At 39.1% G+C, this 16741-nt stretch carries 12 protein-coding genes and 1 pseudogene; 5 read left to right on the top strand and 8 right to left on the bottom strand.

The features are described from left to right. Window positions 1-372: 372 nt before the first annotated feature. The 3 genes from JMW61_RS13985 to JMW61_RS13975 form a co-directional block, all read right to left on the bottom strand. Window positions 373-1089: a hypothetical protein gene (locus tag JMW61_RS13985; protein ID WP_201552009.1), complete on the bottom strand. Its 717-nt coding sequence runs from the start codon at window positions 1087-1089 to the stop codon at window positions 373-375. Between the two features lie 162 nt (window positions 1090-1251). Continuing rightward, window positions 1252-1857, bottom strand: coding sequence for a DUF2345 domain-containing protein (locus tag JMW61_RS13980; RefSeq protein WP_201552008.1), 606 nt, complete (start codon window positions 1855-1857; stop codon window positions 1252-1254). A 161-nt stretch (window positions 1858-2018) separates the two neighbouring features. After that, window positions 2019-2666 (bottom strand): hypothetical protein, encoded by a 648-nt coding sequence (locus JMW61_RS13975; protein WP_201552007.1) that lies wholly within the window; start codon window positions 2664-2666, stop codon window positions 2019-2021. A 69-nt stretch (window positions 2667-2735) separates the two neighbouring features. Here JMW61_RS13975 and JMW61_RS14450 point away from each other — a divergent pair. Next, a pseudogene (locus JMW61_RS14450) lies at window positions 2736-2837 on the top strand (hypothetical protein); the annotation flags it as partial. Between the two features lie 216 nt (window positions 2838-3053). Here the strand turns inward: JMW61_RS14450 and JMW61_RS13970 are convergent. The 5 genes from JMW61_RS13970 to JMW61_RS13945 all read right to left on the bottom strand — a co-directional run bounded on the left by JMW61_RS13970 (window position 3054) and on the right by JMW61_RS13945 (window position 13208). Continuing rightward, window positions 3054-4217, bottom strand: a complete 1164-nt coding sequence (locus JMW61_RS13970) for an SH3 domain-containing protein (protein ID WP_201552006.1) — start codon at window positions 4215-4217, stop codon at window positions 3054-3056. An 88-nt stretch (window positions 4218-4305) separates the two neighbouring features. Further along, the gene (locus JMW61_RS13965; RefSeq protein WP_201552005.1) at window positions 4306-5658 is read right to left on the bottom strand and encodes an SH3 domain-containing protein; all 1353 of its coding nucleotides are present in this window, start codon (window positions 5656-5658) and stop codon (window positions 4306-4308) included. 978 nt (window positions 5659-6636) lie between these two features. Continuing rightward, complete coding sequence (locus JMW61_RS13955) at window positions 6637-7707, bottom strand: hypothetical protein (protein ID WP_201552003.1); 1071 nt, start codon at window positions 7705-7707, stop codon at window positions 6637-6639. A 16-nt stretch (window positions 7708-7723) separates the two neighbouring features. Beyond that, window positions 7724-10216 carry a LysM peptidoglycan-binding domain-containing protein gene (locus JMW61_RS13950; RefSeq protein WP_201552002.1) on the bottom strand — a complete coding sequence of 831 codons (2493 nt, stop codon included), beginning with the start codon at window positions 10214-10216 and terminating at the stop codon, window positions 7724-7726. Next, window positions 10209-13208, bottom strand: coding sequence for a DUF2345 domain-containing protein (locus tag JMW61_RS13945; RefSeq protein ID WP_201552001.1), 3000 nt, complete (start codon window positions 13206-13208; stop codon window positions 10209-10211). The genes JMW61_RS13950 and JMW61_RS13945 overlap by 8 nt, the downstream gene beginning before the upstream one ends. A gap of 211 nt (window positions 13209-13419) precedes the next feature. Here JMW61_RS13945 and JMW61_RS13940 point away from each other — a divergent pair, with 211 nt between their 5' ends. The 4 genes from JMW61_RS13940 (at window position 13420) to tssC (ending at window position 16706) form a co-directional block, all read left to right on the top strand. Beyond that, entirely contained in the window at window positions 13420-13851 is a 432-nt protein-coding gene (locus tag JMW61_RS13940) for a tetratricopeptide repeat protein (RefSeq protein ID WP_201552000.1), read from the top strand. Window positions 13852-13970: 119 nt separating this feature from the next. Continuing rightward, window positions 13971-14672, top strand: coding sequence for a tetratricopeptide repeat protein (locus JMW61_RS13935; protein WP_201551999.1), 702 nt, complete (start codon window positions 13971-13973; stop codon window positions 14670-14672). A 27-nt stretch (window positions 14673-14699) separates the two neighbouring features. Continuing rightward, entirely contained in the window at window positions 14700-15212 is a 513-nt protein-coding gene (gene tssB, locus JMW61_RS13930) for a type VI secretion system contractile sheath small subunit (protein WP_201551998.1), read from the top strand. A gap of 3 nt (window positions 15213-15215) precedes the next feature. After that, window positions 15216-16706: a type VI secretion system contractile sheath large subunit gene (gene tssC / locus JMW61_RS13925; RefSeq protein WP_110922488.1), complete on the top strand. Its 1491-nt coding sequence runs from the start codon at window positions 15216-15218 to the stop codon at window positions 16704-16706. Window positions 16707-16741: the final 35 nt, after the last annotated feature.

Below are 16741 nucleotides of genomic sequence, written 5' to 3'. Positions count from 1 at the left end.
TTTTTGCCAATTATTTATTGGCACAGAATAATAACTTATTTAAATCAGCCCTTTATTACTCTTATTTTGCCATGAGCTGCATCTTCTGTATAATATAGGGGCAGGCGGAAACCGTGGCTCTGCACTTTATTTATCTTTTCTAACTCGGGACGGACCGATACTTTAATACGCACCTATGTGCGTTGGAGTCTTGGTTGATTACCTTATCCCCAGTTAAACATTGACTAAAAAAGGGCTACCATATTGGCAGCCCTTTTTTGATGGTATCACTAATGAATTGACATATCATCAAAATTGCAAAACAAGGTTTTTATCGTCAGGCTGCGTAACTACAATCTCCCAAATTTGACCGTACGGATTTGACAGCATAGGTCAACAAGCACCAGAAGCATAGCTATAACTTAGAGGGTCTTGTGTATTAATATATTTTTTTAATAGCTCTCTAGTGCGTTGATCCTTACCTGTTATGTTATCTTTAACAAACGAACAACCATCATAGAGCATCCCTGTCATTTCATAGTTTTGCGGATCAAAAATATAGAACACTTGACCTATAGCACATTTACTATCAAAGCAAATTTTATTAAATACATACTTTTTGTTAGTATCTATATCTTGTATGTATACTCCTTCTCGTTGTGTTCCCATTGCATAGATTTCTTTTTTAGTAAGATCGATAGGGCTAACAAGTTTAGAAATCATTTTTTGAAATGCTTTGTCATATCTACTATCGTAATTAGAGTTAATACCCTCTACGGTTGGTAATTTCTCATTCACTAACTCAAATGGATATGTAGTAAATTTTCCATCGCCATACTCATAAGTTAAGTACTGAAAAGGCACCTTATTATCTGCTAATTCTTTATTTAATTTATCGGTATAGCTCATTGAATCTAGTTTATGCGTTTGTATAGAAGATTCGTCTGCTTCTTCTTTTTTTGAGTTAGGAATCATTTTGAGCTGAACAACTGGTATGCTATCTATATAACTTTGATAATCTTCTTCGTTTGTGGTTTGAGCTACACTGATGAACGGTGTCATAAAGAAGCATATCGAAAAAAAGTATATTTTATTATTAAATAAGTCCATAGCTTGTCCTATAAATTAATGTTATTAAGAGGTTTAACAGCCACAGCTATCGTCGTTATCACTATCTAAAAAGAAATCTTCAATAGAGTGATTATCACACTCTGTTTGATCTGATACCTCAATAGCTTTAATCTCTCCTTTATGGTTCACGTTGCCAATAATCTACAATTCAGCCTTCTCACTAAACACTCTTAATGTCTGACCGTCTTCATCAAGCCTCCCTTTGATCTCCGTACCGTTTGTGTGATTGATAAGCCTGTAGCTGATACCTTGATCTATTAAATCTTGCGGTAGCAATTTCTTGAGATCAAACGCTTTACTAAACAACCCAGAAGTAAGTAAAGCAACTAAAGGCACATTAATTTTACCACCCGCAACTATTTCTTTTTTCACTGCTTTTATCTTAACCGTCTTTGGGCATACTAGCTTAATACCACTGTCATCGATGGTAATAGAAGCTCCAGCTGACGTTTGCAGCTTAATCCGCTTCGGACTCGACACATTGACCTGTCCCGACTCGCTACCGATTGTCATACTTTGCTGACTATGCAATTGCAACTCACCACCTTGTGCCTGTATCGCTACAGGTTTGGTATTGGCACTGATGTGTAGTCCTGACTGACCCGCTTGACCACCGATGCAAGGGAGTGAGTCAATCGTATTTGCCGTCAGCGTATAATTGCCTGCGACCATATCTGATTGCCGTATGATTTTTTTCGCTGTCCATAGCGTATCGCTGCTTGATGCGAGGAGCGAACTGTCAACCATGCGTCGCCCCTGATGATAGTTGTAATGCGCGTAGGGGCGGGGTAGTACCATCATCGTGGGGACTGAGCATGTTGGAGACGTAGCGGTGATAAATTTGTATTCAATTGAAACTTTATCCTATGATAAATAGACTTTTAACGTTGATATTCTATTTTGACCACTTACATTATCAACCCTTTGTAAATTGATTCCGATTCGTGAATTGAAGTGTAATGTACTGTAGAGTCAATTGATATTTTTCCAGTTTTGGGATCGATATTATATTTTTCCCAAGATACGATATATAAGACACCTTCAAACATGATTGAATTAAGAATCCATAGTTCAAAATCCTGATTCATATAGAAAATACGTTCATTATATGAATACTCATTAAATTCATATTCATAAATATTGATAGAATCAACCTCTAACCCATCAATATTTGTATTTAACTCAAGTATTTTAGTAGAATAATCACCATCATCATTCTTTGACCCCAAGAGCAGTCTAGTATTCAGCATGACTTTGCTGTTGGCACCTGAGAAACTATCAAGGTGTATACTATCAAAACTATAATTACTAACTTTGTCGTAATATAAGCATTTTTCGGGGTAAGAAAGATTTTCAGCTGTACATGACTTTTCTAGTAGAGGTATAAATTCTTTATCAGAAATTTGTCTGATACCTATACCTGTAGAGTGTAAATCTGTAGAACTAAGTTCTTTAGATAATGTTTCATTTAAAGGAGCTGAAGTTTTTGTTTCACTTGTATCTACACTACAGGAGCAAAGTGTGGCCATTACAAGTATTAAGCTATACTTAAACATATTATTCTCTAGTTATCTTCACGCGTTTTTCATTGAACATTGAATGTAAATTGCTGTCATGATAGGTCGTTAGACAGCATGGGCGAGGAAGTGTATCAATACATGAACTTCGACCGTATGTCAGAGTACACTGAAGAAGCGGATAAGATTAACGTTGCTCAGTTGACCTAGTTTTTGATGTTGTAAGGCTTCTTTCTAAAATTAGAAGTCTTACGTTCAAAACAAGAAAACCCCGTATCGTGATGATGCGGGGTTTTTTGTTGGGTGTGGGTAGGTATAAGCCATATTCGTTTGCTATGAGTGATATATTTCAAAATTTTCACAAAATTTATTCTAATCACATGTTTTAATATTCATAATGTTTTTATCGTGAGTTAAGCATAGTCTTTAGTAGACACTACAAATACTATGATCATCTAAATTATTGGATACGGATATACTCGTAATAGTATCAGGATCCGTGTCTGTAATAGTATCAGGATATCTGTCTGAAACATTAAAAGTCAATGTATTACCTTGAGCATTGGGTCGGGTCGTATAATATCTATTTGTCATATAGTAGCTTTCATCACCCATATTGCTTGTATATTCGTGATACTCGACTTCTGGATGGGTATTCAAGAGTTTAGATATATTATCGTTTACCTTAAAGCCTTCACTGGTTTGGTAGCTAGAATCGAAAAATTCAACTGAGATTAGAGTGTCACGCAAAAACAGCAATTGAAATTCTGAGTTGCTACTATCCATAGAGCACTCATTGATAGTGTGCTCTAAATTTAAAGACATACCTAATTTAGATTCTATTTCTTCAATAGTATTGTGTAGAGTAAAGTTTTCGGTGCCATTAGCAGTGATAATTTTATTACTATCGAGTGTCATTCTATCAGAAGAGTCAACACCTTCCATTACTTCAAGATCGCCAAGACGTAACCAACCTTTCTTTGAGCCCTTTAAATAAGACGTTTGTATCCAGTCATCTTTAATAGATAATACCTCAATCTCATCACCTGCTATGAAATAGGATGAAGTCTTAGAGTTAGTATTAGGTTGTTTATAGATAAAAGCTTCATCTGCACTAACTATATAAGTCGGATATTGACTATTCGGCGGCGTGTTACATTCTAATCTAGAATTAAATGAATATGATGTGGTTTGACCTTTTGCATCTGTCAACTCTAAATGTCTAATAAAGTTCTGAGACATTAGCGATGCTGTGAATCCTTGATCGTTTTTATATATACGAGTAAATTCATGGGGGCGACCTTGACTTGTTTCTATCTCATTAGTACTTGTCAATTTGAAAGTGCTATAGCCATTTATTTTTAATTCCTTAAGGCTTTGAGGGTAGTAGATATTTATTGATTTACTACCATCCATGGCACACTCTTGGGTAGTCATATCTGAGACTTGAGAGTGGTTTGACGGCCTTTTATTTTGAACATTAGTCGAAGATGATGCTATCTCTGGATTTGCAGAATTAACAGAGCTTTCACAGCCTAAAGTTAAGAATAACGTAGATATAACTATGATCAAAATTTTATCAAGATTCATAATTTATTGATCCTTTCTTGAGCGTAATCTACGGCATTCTTAATTTATAGATAATAGTATAGACATACATTCTAAAAAACACTAAAGATCAGTCCGCTACTGGGCTGAGATCACGCTTGTCAATCCAGCCGAATTTAGTATTATTTTTATAAGCAACTTTCACCCAGTCTTCATTTTGGTCAAAAGCTTCAATCAAATCACCTTTAATATAATAGTTCGGTTTCGACCGTGATTCGAATTTTTCATCAAGAATTTCTGCTTGATCTGTTTTGACAACGTACTTGGTCGGAGGTGGAGGACACAAACTTTGAAATTGGCTCTCAGAATAAGTAGCGGATGTTGCGTACTCAAATTCAGATAAGGCAACATTGTTGTTTTCTATACAGTAATAATCCTCTCCTGTAATAAGCGTGCCCTCTGAAATATATTTTTCTATTCTCCAATCTTTATTCTTTTGTGAAAAATAAAAATACTGATTAGAGCGTCCACGTGGAGAATAAATAATTTTTAATATGAATCCAGAGTGATTTGCAGAAGGATAAATATCATATAAGAACCAGCCAACTTCATCTGTAAAATTTGTGGTTTCTAAACTAAGCCGATATAACCCGTCTGTATTTTTCAGATAGACGATTAAGTCATCACCTTGATATGTATTATTATTCTCATCATTGATAGAGGGTATAACTTTATCGTCAATGCCATCTGCATTAACATCAAAAGTGAAGATCTTATGTGTGTTTTCATCATACTTTGCTTCGATATCTGTAAACGAAAGTGATTTAGGCTCTTCCTTTAAGTACTTCCCATCAATCAGATAAGTACGGGTGCTACAATTTTTACCTGTATTATCTGTAACTTGAATGGCGTTAGAATCGCCTTTGGTGTTTGTAGTTATCGATTCAATATCCCCACAATCCCGCTCAGCTACTTCAAACTCATAAGTGTGTAAAAATCCACTATCATCGAACAAAATAGCGTTGTATGACGGGTATTCTTCTGTTGTCGCAGGTAATATCAAAATTTGCCTATCAGCATCATTAGCGAAAACATTAATTCGCTTTAATGCGCTTTGCAAATCTACTTCATACGTATAATTAAAGAGCCCATCAAGCCCTTTGCTGACAACGCTACCATCCATCATTAAGGTTATATCAGACTCATCATCACCAAATAAGTTAATAGAGATGGCAGTATTATCATGTTTAATGTCAACTTTGTCCTGACTATCATCATAGGTTATTAACGAATTTATTTTATTAAAGATAAGCGGGTTGCTGTTATCTTCTAAGAGAGGGTTATTTTTAATATTTGTTGTGACTGTATTGTCATTTTTAATAGCCTTTTTATTGATAGCATCATCGTTGGTATTAGTATCACCGTAGTTATTTGTGCATGATGCTAATAAAAAAATGGAAAAGAGAGTGGCTATGGTTCTCATTGTAAATTCCTTGTATTGACCGTTACAACTGGCAAGCTAAAGATCAAACCAACGTCATTGGTGCATCATATGGCAAAATGCTGTTTGCACTTGATTAGTTAAAAACGAACATCAATAAAGAGGTTTTCTATAATTGGTGCAAGCTCACACTGATACCAAAGCTTAAGAGAAAATGTGTGATTGTCATGGATATGAGCGAAGAATAAGCAAAGCATTACTTTGCCCGAGCGCGAGAAGAAAGCTGTGCTTGAGTGACTGCCTTTCATAAAAATAAGCGTATTCAAAAACTACTGAATAGATATGGCGATCGTATTCTATGGCTATCATCCTACAGTTCTGACTTAAATTCCATCGAGAAGAGGTGGGCACAGGTGAAGTTTCTACACCAAGTGTGGATGGAAAATAACTTGTTTAAATTGTTTTATGATATTCATTCAAGGCATAACTCTTTTGTAGTGCAGTGACTAAATCTTTAATTTAGTAAGAATTTTGGTTGATTCAGTATATCAATGCACTGTAAGTAGTTTAAAACTATATTTTGAGAATGCTTAGGCATGCTACTGCTATGCAATAAAGTTATGATTAAGTTAGGTACTCTATAGTCTTTCTCTATAATTCAATTGTTAATTCTGTCTGACTTTTCAAGTGAAGTAAAACAGTTATCAATTCCACTATATTCATCATAATATGTAACATTGATTGAGTAGTCATTAGGTTGCTTGTACTTAATTTCACCGAACTTATCATTTTTAACTTCATAGTGAGTCTGCGAGGTTAACGAGTCAGGTCTATCATTCGTTTTGCCCGTTAAGCTACTGCCTTTGGGTGACACTTTGATAACTTGACCTAGAACTATCTTATTAGGGTCTTTAATAGTCGCTTTGTTAAGCTGTGCTAGTATCTTATACTGCCACGTAGGATTGCCTCTCTGGTGTCCCTATGTGAATTATTTTCTTTAGTGATGACAACTGTCTTACTTTAGGAGGTTGAGTTTATAATATTTCCTTCGACATCAATTTTATAGCTAAAATTAGAGACTGTACTACTGTACCCGCTAATTACTAAATTATTAGTAATAGAATAGTTAGAATTCATAGGTAGTTCAATATAGCTTGTTTTATTTCCATTGCTAACAATTATATAATCAAAATCAACTTCTCCTTCTTCAGTATATCCAGCTGCATATATATCTAAGCCATAGCTGTTTTCTATATCGTAGTAGCTTCCAGCCATGACTCCTGCAGGTCCATCTTCTACATTAATAAATAATGTATTATACAATTTTTTATCAAAGAGTTTTTGAATACAATTTTGTAACTTGCAGCTAACTTCATTGTCGATCATGGAAAATATTATCTCTAAACCTTCACTAGATTTTTTATCTTTTGTTCCTGTGGATTTTGTAGAAGAGTATTCCTTTAGATGGTTTTCAATTAAGAGGTTATTATTTTTTATTATTTTTAAATATTTTAGATCAACTTTTTCAAAAGGAGCATTAGCAGGTGAAGTAAATCCATTTTCTGAATCGAATGTATAGCAAGCATTGTCAACATTTTCATAAGCATCTCTATAACTAATCAAAGAACCTGTGAAGCATATCTCATTACTACTCTTATCAAACAGTACTTTAGGTTTGATATCTGATAAATAGCCATCTTTATTTGAAAGGTTAGTAAGTACTTCAGTAAGCGGTGTAGCTGTATGTTTATTAAGATCTATGACAATGAAATAGTTTTTGTAAATGACATCAGACTTGCTTCCTTTTGATATTTTAGCTTCATCCATCTTTATTTTAGTAACAACTATTCTCTTATTTTCATCAAAATTTGCGGGAAGTTTTGCTTCCTGATTTAAAGTTTTAGTGTATTTTTTTGTGCAGTAATTTATAGGTTGGTAATCGGGCTCACAAGTTAATATTTTAATATCACTTTGACTAGCTATGCTTGTATTACTTACCAATTCATTGTTTTTTGAAATTTCAGATGAACTATTATTGCATCCTATAATTGATATAGTAGAGAGCATGAGTAAAAAAGAAAAAATTTTCATATATAGTATTCTTCTATTATGGATGGTGATAGTAGTAAATTTTAGTCAATATTTCTCTAACTTTCTTCGTAGATTCTGCATTTGCATGATTCGTTCTCGATTCATAAAAACCTGTGTACATACCGCCACCTTTCTGTATAAGGACAGGTCTTTCATCATTCATATTAGTTCCGTTCTTAGGGAGTCCAATGGATGCCCACTCTTGAGCTGCTCCTTGTTGTGCATCATCAATACTACCTGTACCTTTCTTAATAAATTTTTTTAAAAGTGGTTGTTTAATAACTAAGTATTCTCTAAAAATTCTTTCTTGCATTGTAGCATCGTAAAGTTCATTACCAGATAGACCTAGTGCTTTTCGACCTGCCTCGAGTGTGTTAGGTATAGTTTGATATTTGCCAGTTGCAAATCGACGTCTTTGATCTTTCCACGTATAATCTTTTGATAACTGTAAAAGCTGATTTATAGTTTTATGTGTAATTTCACCAGGCGAACCTTTCATACTGCCAAATTTTACTTTATGTCCTTCTGGAGCTCCTGAATTCCACGCTTCATAGGAGCCTTCTCCATGAGAAATAACAGTTCCCAGTTGTACGATCAAGTCTTCTAGTGTCCCATCTTTTTTAGTTTTTATATTGAAATCACCACCGCAAGCAAGCATTTTATTGTTAGCATGACTGCTTAAATCACCCCCAATCATTCCTGAAACAGTCTTAGCAAAAAATGAATTTTTCAGATACTCTTTTTCATATTTACTTACGTCATAATGTACCCAAGTAGTAGCCGCATTACTTCCATCATTCCACTTGGAAGGCTCGAGCCAAATTTTGTTATTTGCTCTTGTTAAAGTAGCATTCATGTGACGAATAAAAATAATTTCGCGAATTTTTTCCATATTGGTAGTGGACTTAGTTCTCACACCGTTCTTATTGAAGTGCAAATCAAATGCCAATCCCATATGGTTCACTGTTGTTCTATTCTTCTGCACATTTCGAACAATGCATCTATAACCAGAGTCTATTGATTCTAATGTAAACTTTAATTCGGGATAGACAGAGTCTAAATAAAACATTGTTGCTTTTAGCATCCATACAGTACTTCTATGAATACCAGGATATTCGTTAGCAATATTTCTACCACTAGGAACTCCCATCTTACTATTACCAAAACCAGAACACTGACCGCAAGGACATTTCATTTGTTCATAATAAGGTCCGATTGGATATTTATAGTTGAATTCATCGATAGCTTTAATGAGTGAGCCGCAAATTTTACCTGTCTCAGGTGCCTTCATATAATCACGCTGAAACTGTTTGATGCAGTTTTCTGTAAGGTCTGTAAAATCACTACTAGGCAAAGCACCACCAAAGCCTGCAAGTCTAATATTTACCTCTAAGACTAATTTTTTCTCTGCTTCATTCGTGGTTTTGCCTTTAAATATACAGGCAGGATTGTCTTTACACACAGCACCACTTACTATTTTTGGTGTACCGTCTTTTGAGCTGTACTCCTGTTCAACAGGAATTTTTACGGGAGTATTTGATTTAGATTTCGCATCACTATCAGACATAGGTGCTCCTCCAGCAGGCTTATCATTCTTCCCGCCACTCATAGCTTCATTTAAGTCCTCAAGCTCTTCTTTTGCCTTATTACCTAATGCGCCTAGACCATCTCCTATACTTTCAAGCAGGTCATCAAAAAATCCTTCCTCCTCATCAGAAGAGGACGGTTCTGATGAAGGCTTTGGTGTAGGTCTAGGAGTGGGGGTAAGTGAAGGTTTTGGTGTTATGTGAGTCTGTGCTGAACCATCGCTACGTAGCTTGATCGTTTGGTCCGCTTGCAATGTTGTTGGGTTCGTTATCCCGTTCATACGTTGAAGCTGCTCTACTGACACGCCGCTTCTTTGTGAGATACTAGATAAGGTATCACCTTTTTTAACTTCATAGTGAGTCTGCGAGGTTAACGAGTCAGGTCTATCATTCGTTTTACCTGTTAAGCTACTGCCTTTGGGTGGCACTTTGATAACTTGACCTGGAACTATCTTATTAGGGTCTTTAATAGTCGCTTTGTTAAGCTGTGCTAGTATTTGCCACGTGGTGTTATACATTTTAGCAATCGTATACAGATCTTGATCTTTCTTGACTTCGTACTCATCTTTATTTGACTCAACTTTATGGGTGCTTCTTTTGTAAGAGTTTTGGATTTGATGAAGTGCTTTAAGCTTCGCTACTTGAATATAAAAAGGCGCTTTTATTGTATATGTACCTTTTTTATCTGGTACTTTGATTAATTCTTTAATTACGATCATTTTTTTAGTTAAAGGGTGACGTATATGAACGACTAATATCGTGCCAGGTGGTCGACTGATCGGTGTGCCAAGTCCTTGAGCGTTGGAGGTGTTAGCACTAATCAGCTGCCCCAGTTCTCTAATTTCATGATACAAATTAGGAAAAGGGTTATTAAGAAGATCAACAAACTTGAGGTGAAATACAATACTTTTAGTTTTACTCATCATTGCTCTCCTGATAAGAGTCTTGGCCTAAAGAATCGTTTAACTCATTGCCATCATCTTCATCAGACATCTCTGTCTCTTCATCTTCGTCTGGTTCAAATTCAAGACCCCAATCCGTATCTTTAAAGCCCACTAGTATTTCAACCTCTTCTTCTTTATCACTAATTACAGGAGCGGTACGTCCATGCTCATCTAATACACCTTCTATCAGTTGCCCATCAGGTCGTAGCATCTGAAACTCGATATCTTCAAAATTGTGCTGATAAAACAAATCATAAACATCGAGTTTATTACTAAACAGTGGAATGGTCTCAGGCATCATCGGCAGCGAGTAATTGGCTTTTGCCCCCGCCACCATCTCTTTCTTCACCGCTTTAATCTTAACCGTCCCCGGACACACCAGCTTAATACCGCTGTCATCGATGGTAATCGACGCACCGCCTGACGTTTGTAGCTTAATTCGCTTAGGACTTGAGAGGTTGACCTGTCCCGACTCACTACCGATTGTCATACTTTGCTGACTGTGCAGCTGCAACTCACCGCCCTGTGCCTGTATCGCCACAGGTTTGGTATTGGCACTGATATGTAATCCTGACTGAGCCGCTTGACCACCGACGCCTGAGAGTGAGTCAATCGTATTTGCTGCCAGCGCATAATTGCCTGCGATCATATCTGATTGCGTACTACCTGATTGCCGTACGATTGTTTTCGCCGTCCACAGTGTATTGCTGCTTGATGCGAGGATACTGTCTTTGCTTACTAGCAATACATCCGCCGCGCCAAGCACTTCGGTATTCAGCGTCTCATCAATGATTTGTGCCGTACTCTTAAACGCTTCTATCGACGCTCGGGCATGACTGAGTGCTTCGGTCGATTGCAGATGTGCGTGCTTGGCCTCCGCTAACGTCTCACTCAGCTCCGCGCCTAACTTAAGCTGCTGCTGTCCGGCATCATTGACCCACGCCGACTCATGCTCGGTTTGCGTGTGTCTGATATCAAAGGTAGAAAGTAGAACCCCCGTATCACCACTGATCTGTAGCCCATGATCGGTGGCGACATTGATGCCTTGACCACTATCATTTGATTGATGATTGCTAAAGCGATGACGTAGCGTGCCCAATGCGACGATATGCTCATCAGGAGCAAAGGTGGCGTTAGAAGTAATGGTTGGCGTCTCAGCATTGGCGCGCGTGCCAGTATTTACCGTCCACTGTAGACCGACCTTGTTAGGCGTATCATCAAAGCTCATCGACACTTCAGAGTCAGCCGTCAGTCCGTATTGCGCAATACCAGAGATCCAGCCGCTGTGAGTATCATCGTCACTAATTTGCGAGTGACCCAAGCCACCGCCATGCCATCTGGGAGAAGCACCGCCTTTGAGGTTATGTCGATTAGATAAACCTGCATCCTGAGTGGTGATGTCTTTCTCGTCCACATCACCCATACCGATACCATCAAAGAGCGCACGGCTAATCACCGGACTGTCAATATCGCCATACCAGTGATTAAGGAGTACAGACTGGCCGATGCGCGGAGCGAACTGCCAGCCATGTGTCGCCCCTGATGACAGTTGCAAGGAGCGTAGCGGTGGCGTCGTGCCATCATCATGAGGACTGATACCTGACCAGACAGGCGTGGTAATGGTTTGTTGTAGATTGTCGTCAGTGATACTAGAGGCATAACTAGGAGAAGGCGAGCTACTCGTATCTCCCGTACGCGCTTGCGTCAGGCCGTGATAAGTACTACTGGCAAAAGACAAGCTGCTTGGATAAGGACGATAGGGGATACTGGCATCAAGTAGCGTAGCTGATACCCAAACACCAGTATCACGGGCGATATCAAAGCCATGATCGGGCATTGATGATAGGGTCGCGTTTGTGGTGCGATATTGCACATGCTGTACAGTCTGCTGTAACCACTGTTTGATAAAGGTCTGATGGTGATAAGACACGCTATCGTTGTCAGGTTCAATACCGATCAATGTCACTGCGGTACAATGCGCCGATAAGCTGCCAATGGAGGGTAGGTTGTTGATGCTCACTGGACTACCGACACCAAGGCCACGCATGGCGCCAGTCGCTTGATACGTCTCACGCTGACAGCGATTGGCCTCAATCCACTGTTCAGCAATAGCAGTCGCCGTATCATCGCTGTGCACTCGAGAAGGTGCACCGATTAATACGGTTGTATCCTCTATCGCAAGCGGTGATTCATCGACGGCTTGACCTTCATAGATGGTATCAGCGGCGAGGCCATCTGCTCGTACCATGACACTATGACTACCTAGCTGCTGAGTAATCATCTGTAATGCATTCACGCTGTCTTGACCGGACTGTACGGAGGACTGGGCATAGCTATAGGTTAGAGGCAGTCGCTCATTTTCATCGAAACCACTGACCAACCACCACGTCCCCAAATCATCTACCGAATCCCCTGATACCCACAAAGTAGAGACACCAATATCAGCGAGCAAACCCATGACAAACTCATAGTCACTGACATCCGACTGCGTGCGTATAGGTAAGGGTAGAGATAAGCGCTCTGAGTAGGAACTGTCTGATGACAAAAGAGACTCAGAAATTTGCCACTTTATATCATAGTCACCGAGGATAGCGGTCAGGATATCGAGGGTGGATTGATTGATAAAACTGCGAGTATGTATCGACTGCGTCAATTGCCAATCAGGGCTCACGACCTCTAACGCATAAAAATGCATCGCACCATCAGACTGCTGATAACTGATACCTCGTATGAGGCCAGTACGGCAAGTAGGCGTGCGATTAGAGGATAGCGTGGTCAAGCAGATAGGCGTACCGACCAACGATAAACAAGCGTCCGAGTCCAAATAATCGTAACTGAACACTAGTATGTCAATGATATCGGTTTTATTGACACCGCTAGCCCCAAAAAATGCAATAGGATAGAAAGCATTGGTTGTGAAGCTGTCGGCATGAACGGTAATTGTATGTAGGCGACTGGTATTAGAAGGCATGAGAGGGGTACCGTTACTACTGGCTTTATACCAAGGAAATGGCCCGAATTGGATTGTTGCTGAATTATTTGTCAATAAAAGTATAGAGTTTATTGAAATATTGTCAAGTGTATGTATAATCAATCTCACCTAATTCTTCTACTTGATAGACTTTAGTTAGATTTTTACGTCAATATACTTCCTTTTATACTTAAGTGATGATACCGCACCTATGAATCATATTTATCGTACCAACCTAAAAACGATGGGTTTGCTATCTATAGTACTGAGCGCTTCGATGGTAATAACTGGTTGTAACACGACTGCTAAAGAAGAAAAAAGTGCCACTGTCAAGGCATTGAGTCAGCCATCACTTGTGTATTTAGCAGATGCCAATCCAAGTGATTTTGAAGCATGGATGACTGTTGCTAAAAGCAACTATGACTCAAAAAATTATGCGCGGGCATTAAGAGCGGCTAACGAAGCCCTTAAGTTTGATAAGCAAGCAGTTGAGGCGCGTCAAATAGCCATGCTCTCATCTATCAAATTAACAGAGAATAATATCAGTGCTTATCACAATGATTCATTAATGGATAGTAGTGACAAAGCCATGGTTAAAAATAAGCTAACCAATATCACAACCTTGATACAAACCTCTAATTAGAGCTTCTAATTAAAGCCTCTGGTTTGATTAAAAGCTTTAGAGTAAAGACACTCAAAGTAAAAAAGTATCCATCTAGTACTTACGCACTTAATACTAATAACGACGAGCACCGACTTACGATGACCAGTATCCAACGCAGTATTAACGTCAGCTTTAAGCTACCGAAAGCACTCTTGGCGGGTTTGTTTATCATGGGTTCAGCGATGAGTGCTGCACACAGTGAGCTTGTGATTCAAGAAAAAGATCCAGGCTCTAGTATTGTCAATCAATTCGCCACGCTTAAAAATGCAGATGCCAAATCACCGCAGCTGCATCAATTAATTGCAAATTTAAACCAAAGGCTGGCTGTTAATCCCAATGACTCTTTGGCATGGGAAGTCTTGGCGCAGATTTACTATAACAATGGCTATCATGACTATGCGGTCTATGCTGCTAGTGAAGCAATTGATCAAGGTAAGAGCACGGCTGAGCTCAAAAATATTTTGTTGAATAGCAGTGCCATCATTGCTCAAAAACAATTGCAGTCTGGTTACTTAAATAATGTCGATGCGGCATTTAAAAAAGAGTATCAGCACGCCTTGAGTAAGATAGCTGGTGATGTTTACGGGTTTAATTACGATGAGTCTTTGCCAAAACCACCGAAAGTTGTAAGACGTAGCGTCCCTAAAAAAACAAGCAGCACAAAGAAAGCAGCTGCTCCTGTTAAGAAAAAAACAGTAGTGAAACCAAAAAGAACTTACGTTAAACCAGTTATTCAAAAGCCTACCCCTACTAGAAGCAATACTCCTGTATCTACTGATCCATTTGATATATTGCGTTGAAACCAGAAACTGCTGAGGTAATTAATTATGGCAAAGCAAGACAGTGTGCAAAAGAAACTCGCAAAAGTACGTGCTCCTCGTGTACATCTTACCTATGACGTCGAAGTTGGTGATGCGATCGAAACGAAAGAAATTCCTTTCGTGGTCGGTGTGCTAGGAGAGTTCTCAGGAGATTCTAAACTTGAGCAACCTCGCTTTAAAGACAAAAAGTTCGTCGAAGTGGACTTGGATACCTTTGATGAGGTGATGTCAGGTCTAGCACCTCGTGCGACTTTCCGTGTCGGTAATGACTTGAGTGATAAAGGCGGTGAGTTTGCCGTTGACTTAGCATTCAATAGTATCGATGACTTTCGCCCTGAAGCTGTCGCTGACCAGATTGAACCGTTAAAGCAATTGGTACAAGCACGAGATCGCTTAGCAGACCTACGTAATAAGATATCAGCCAACGAAAAACTCGAAGATCTATTGGATGATGTGCTCAAAAATACTGAGCAAGTCAAAAAAATGGCTGAACAAAACCAAATTGACGGTGAGGATTAAACGATGAGTGCCCAAGCCCAGCAGAATATAGCAACGGATTCCGTAAATAGTGAAAGCTACGACTTGCTTGAAGAAATCGTCAATAAAAGTAACGTTGCCAAATCCGATGATGAAAAGAATCGTGCGAAGTCACAAATCGCCGAGCTTGCCAACGAAGTCATGCAAGGTACTGTGACGTTATCAGATAACTTGGCTGCCTCGATTGATGCTCGTATTGCACAAATTGATGCGCTGATATCTAAGCAATTGACGACCGTCATGCATGCGCCTGAGTTTCAAAAGCTAGAGTCTAGCTGGCGTGGTTTGCACTATCTATGTAGTCAAACGCCATCAGAATCCATGCTGAAAATCCGCATGATGAATACCACCAAGCGTGAGCTAACCAAAGACTTTCAGTCTTCAATCGATTTTGACCAAAGCACATTGTTCAAAAAAATCTACGAAGAAGAGTTTGGTAGCTTCGGTGGCGAACCTTATGCTGCCATCGTTGGTGATTTTGAGTTTACTCGTCAAAATTCAGACATGTACCTACTCGAGCAACTGTCTCATGTTGCTGCTGCGGCTCATGCGCCTTTCGTATCAGCCGCATCTGCTGAGATGTTTGGTCTGGATTCGTTCACCGATATCGGTCGTCCTCGTGATCTGTCGAAGATATTTGAAACTGCTGAATATATACGCTGGCGCGCGTTTAGACAGTCAGAGGATGCTCGTTACGTCGCACTGACTGCGCCTAGATTCTTAGGGCGCCTGCCTTATGATCCTAAAGATGGCACGGTGGTCGAAGGGTTTAACTTTACCGAAGACGTTTCAGGTAGCGATCATAGTGATTATCTATGGGTGAACGCAGCTTATGCATTTGCCTCACGCTTGACGGCTGCCTTTTCTGATTACCGTTGGTGTGCTGCTATTCGCGGTGTTGAGGGCGGTGGTCTGGTTGAGGGTTTACCTGTCCATACCTTTAAGACAGATGAAGGGGATTTAGCACTCAAGTGTCCAACTGAGATATCTATTACAGATCGCCGCGAGAAAGAGCTCAGCGATTTAGGTTTCATTCCATTAGTCCATTGCAAAAATACCAATTACGCAGCTTTTTTTGGGGCGCAATCAGTACAAAAAGCCAAAACTTATCAAAACGATGATGCCAATGCCAATGCTGCGCTATCGACGCAGATTCAATACATTATGGCTGTGTCACGTATTGCCCATTATCTAAAAGCGATGATGCGCGATAAGGTTGGTAGTTTCTTAGCACCTGGTAATGTTGAGACGTTTTTGAACGACTGGATTTCACGTTATGTCTTGTTAGATGACGGAGCCTCACAGGAAGCAAAAGCCCAGTACCCACTGCGCGAAGCTTCTGTACAAGTTGTAGAAGTACCGGGTAAGCCTGGTGTCTACAAGTCAGTGGTCTTTTTGAGACCACACTTTCAACTTGACGAATTGTCTGTTTCTTTGCGTCTGGTTACTCAACTGCCGCAGTCTAGCAACAGCTAATCGTTTATTAAAAACTAACGTTAAATTTAATTTTT

The sequence above is a fragment of the Psychrobacter fjordensis genome, assembly GCF_904845995.1.
Taxonomy (GTDB): domain Bacteria; phylum Pseudomonadota; class Gammaproteobacteria; order Pseudomonadales; family Moraxellaceae; genus Psychrobacter; species Psychrobacter fjordensis.
The sequence above is the reverse complement of the archived record's forward strand: the minus strand, read 5'-3'. Positions and strand labels throughout refer to the sequence as shown.

Coding starts and splice junctions, on each gene's coding strand:
- JMW61_RS13985 (WP_201552009.1), bottom strand. CDS start 1,089: ATGGACTTATTTAATAATAAAATATACTTTTTTTCGATATGCTTCTTT.
- JMW61_RS13980 (WP_201552008.1), bottom strand. CDS start 1,857: ATGGTTGACAGTTCGCTCCTCGCATCAAGCAGCGATACGCTATGGACA.
- JMW61_RS13975 (WP_201552007.1), bottom strand. CDS start 2,666: ATGTTTAAGTATAGCTTAATACTTGTAATGGCCACACTTTGCTCCTGT.
- JMW61_RS13970 (WP_201552006.1), bottom strand. CDS start 4,217: ATGAATCTTGATAAAATTTTGATCATAGTTATATCTACGTTATTCTTA.
- JMW61_RS13965 (WP_201552005.1), bottom strand. CDS start 5,658: ATGAGAACCATAGCCACTCTCTTTTCCATTTTTTTATTAGCATCATGC.
- JMW61_RS13955 (WP_201552003.1), bottom strand. CDS start 7,707: ATGAAAATTTTTTCTTTTTTACTCATGCTCTCTACTATATCAATTATA.
- JMW61_RS13950 (WP_201552002.1), bottom strand. CDS start 10,216: ATGAGTAAAACTAAAAGTATTGTATTTCACCTCAAGTTTGTTGATCTT.
- JMW61_RS13945 (WP_201552001.1), bottom strand. CDS start 13,208: ATGCCTTCTAATACCAGTCGCCTACATACAATTACCGTTCATGCCGAC.
- JMW61_RS13940 (WP_201552000.1), top strand. CDS start 13,420: ATGAATCATATTTATCGTACCAACCTAAAAACGATGGGTTTGCTATCT.
- JMW61_RS13935 (WP_201551999.1), top strand. CDS start 13,971: ATGACCAGTATCCAACGCAGTATTAACGTCAGCTTTAAGCTACCGAAA.
- tssB (WP_201551998.1), top strand. CDS start 14,700: ATGGCAAAGCAAGACAGTGTGCAAAAGAAACTCGCAAAAGTACGTGCT.
- tssC (WP_110922488.1), top strand. CDS start 15,216: ATGAGTGCCCAAGCCCAGCAGAATATAGCAACGGATTCCGTAAATAGT.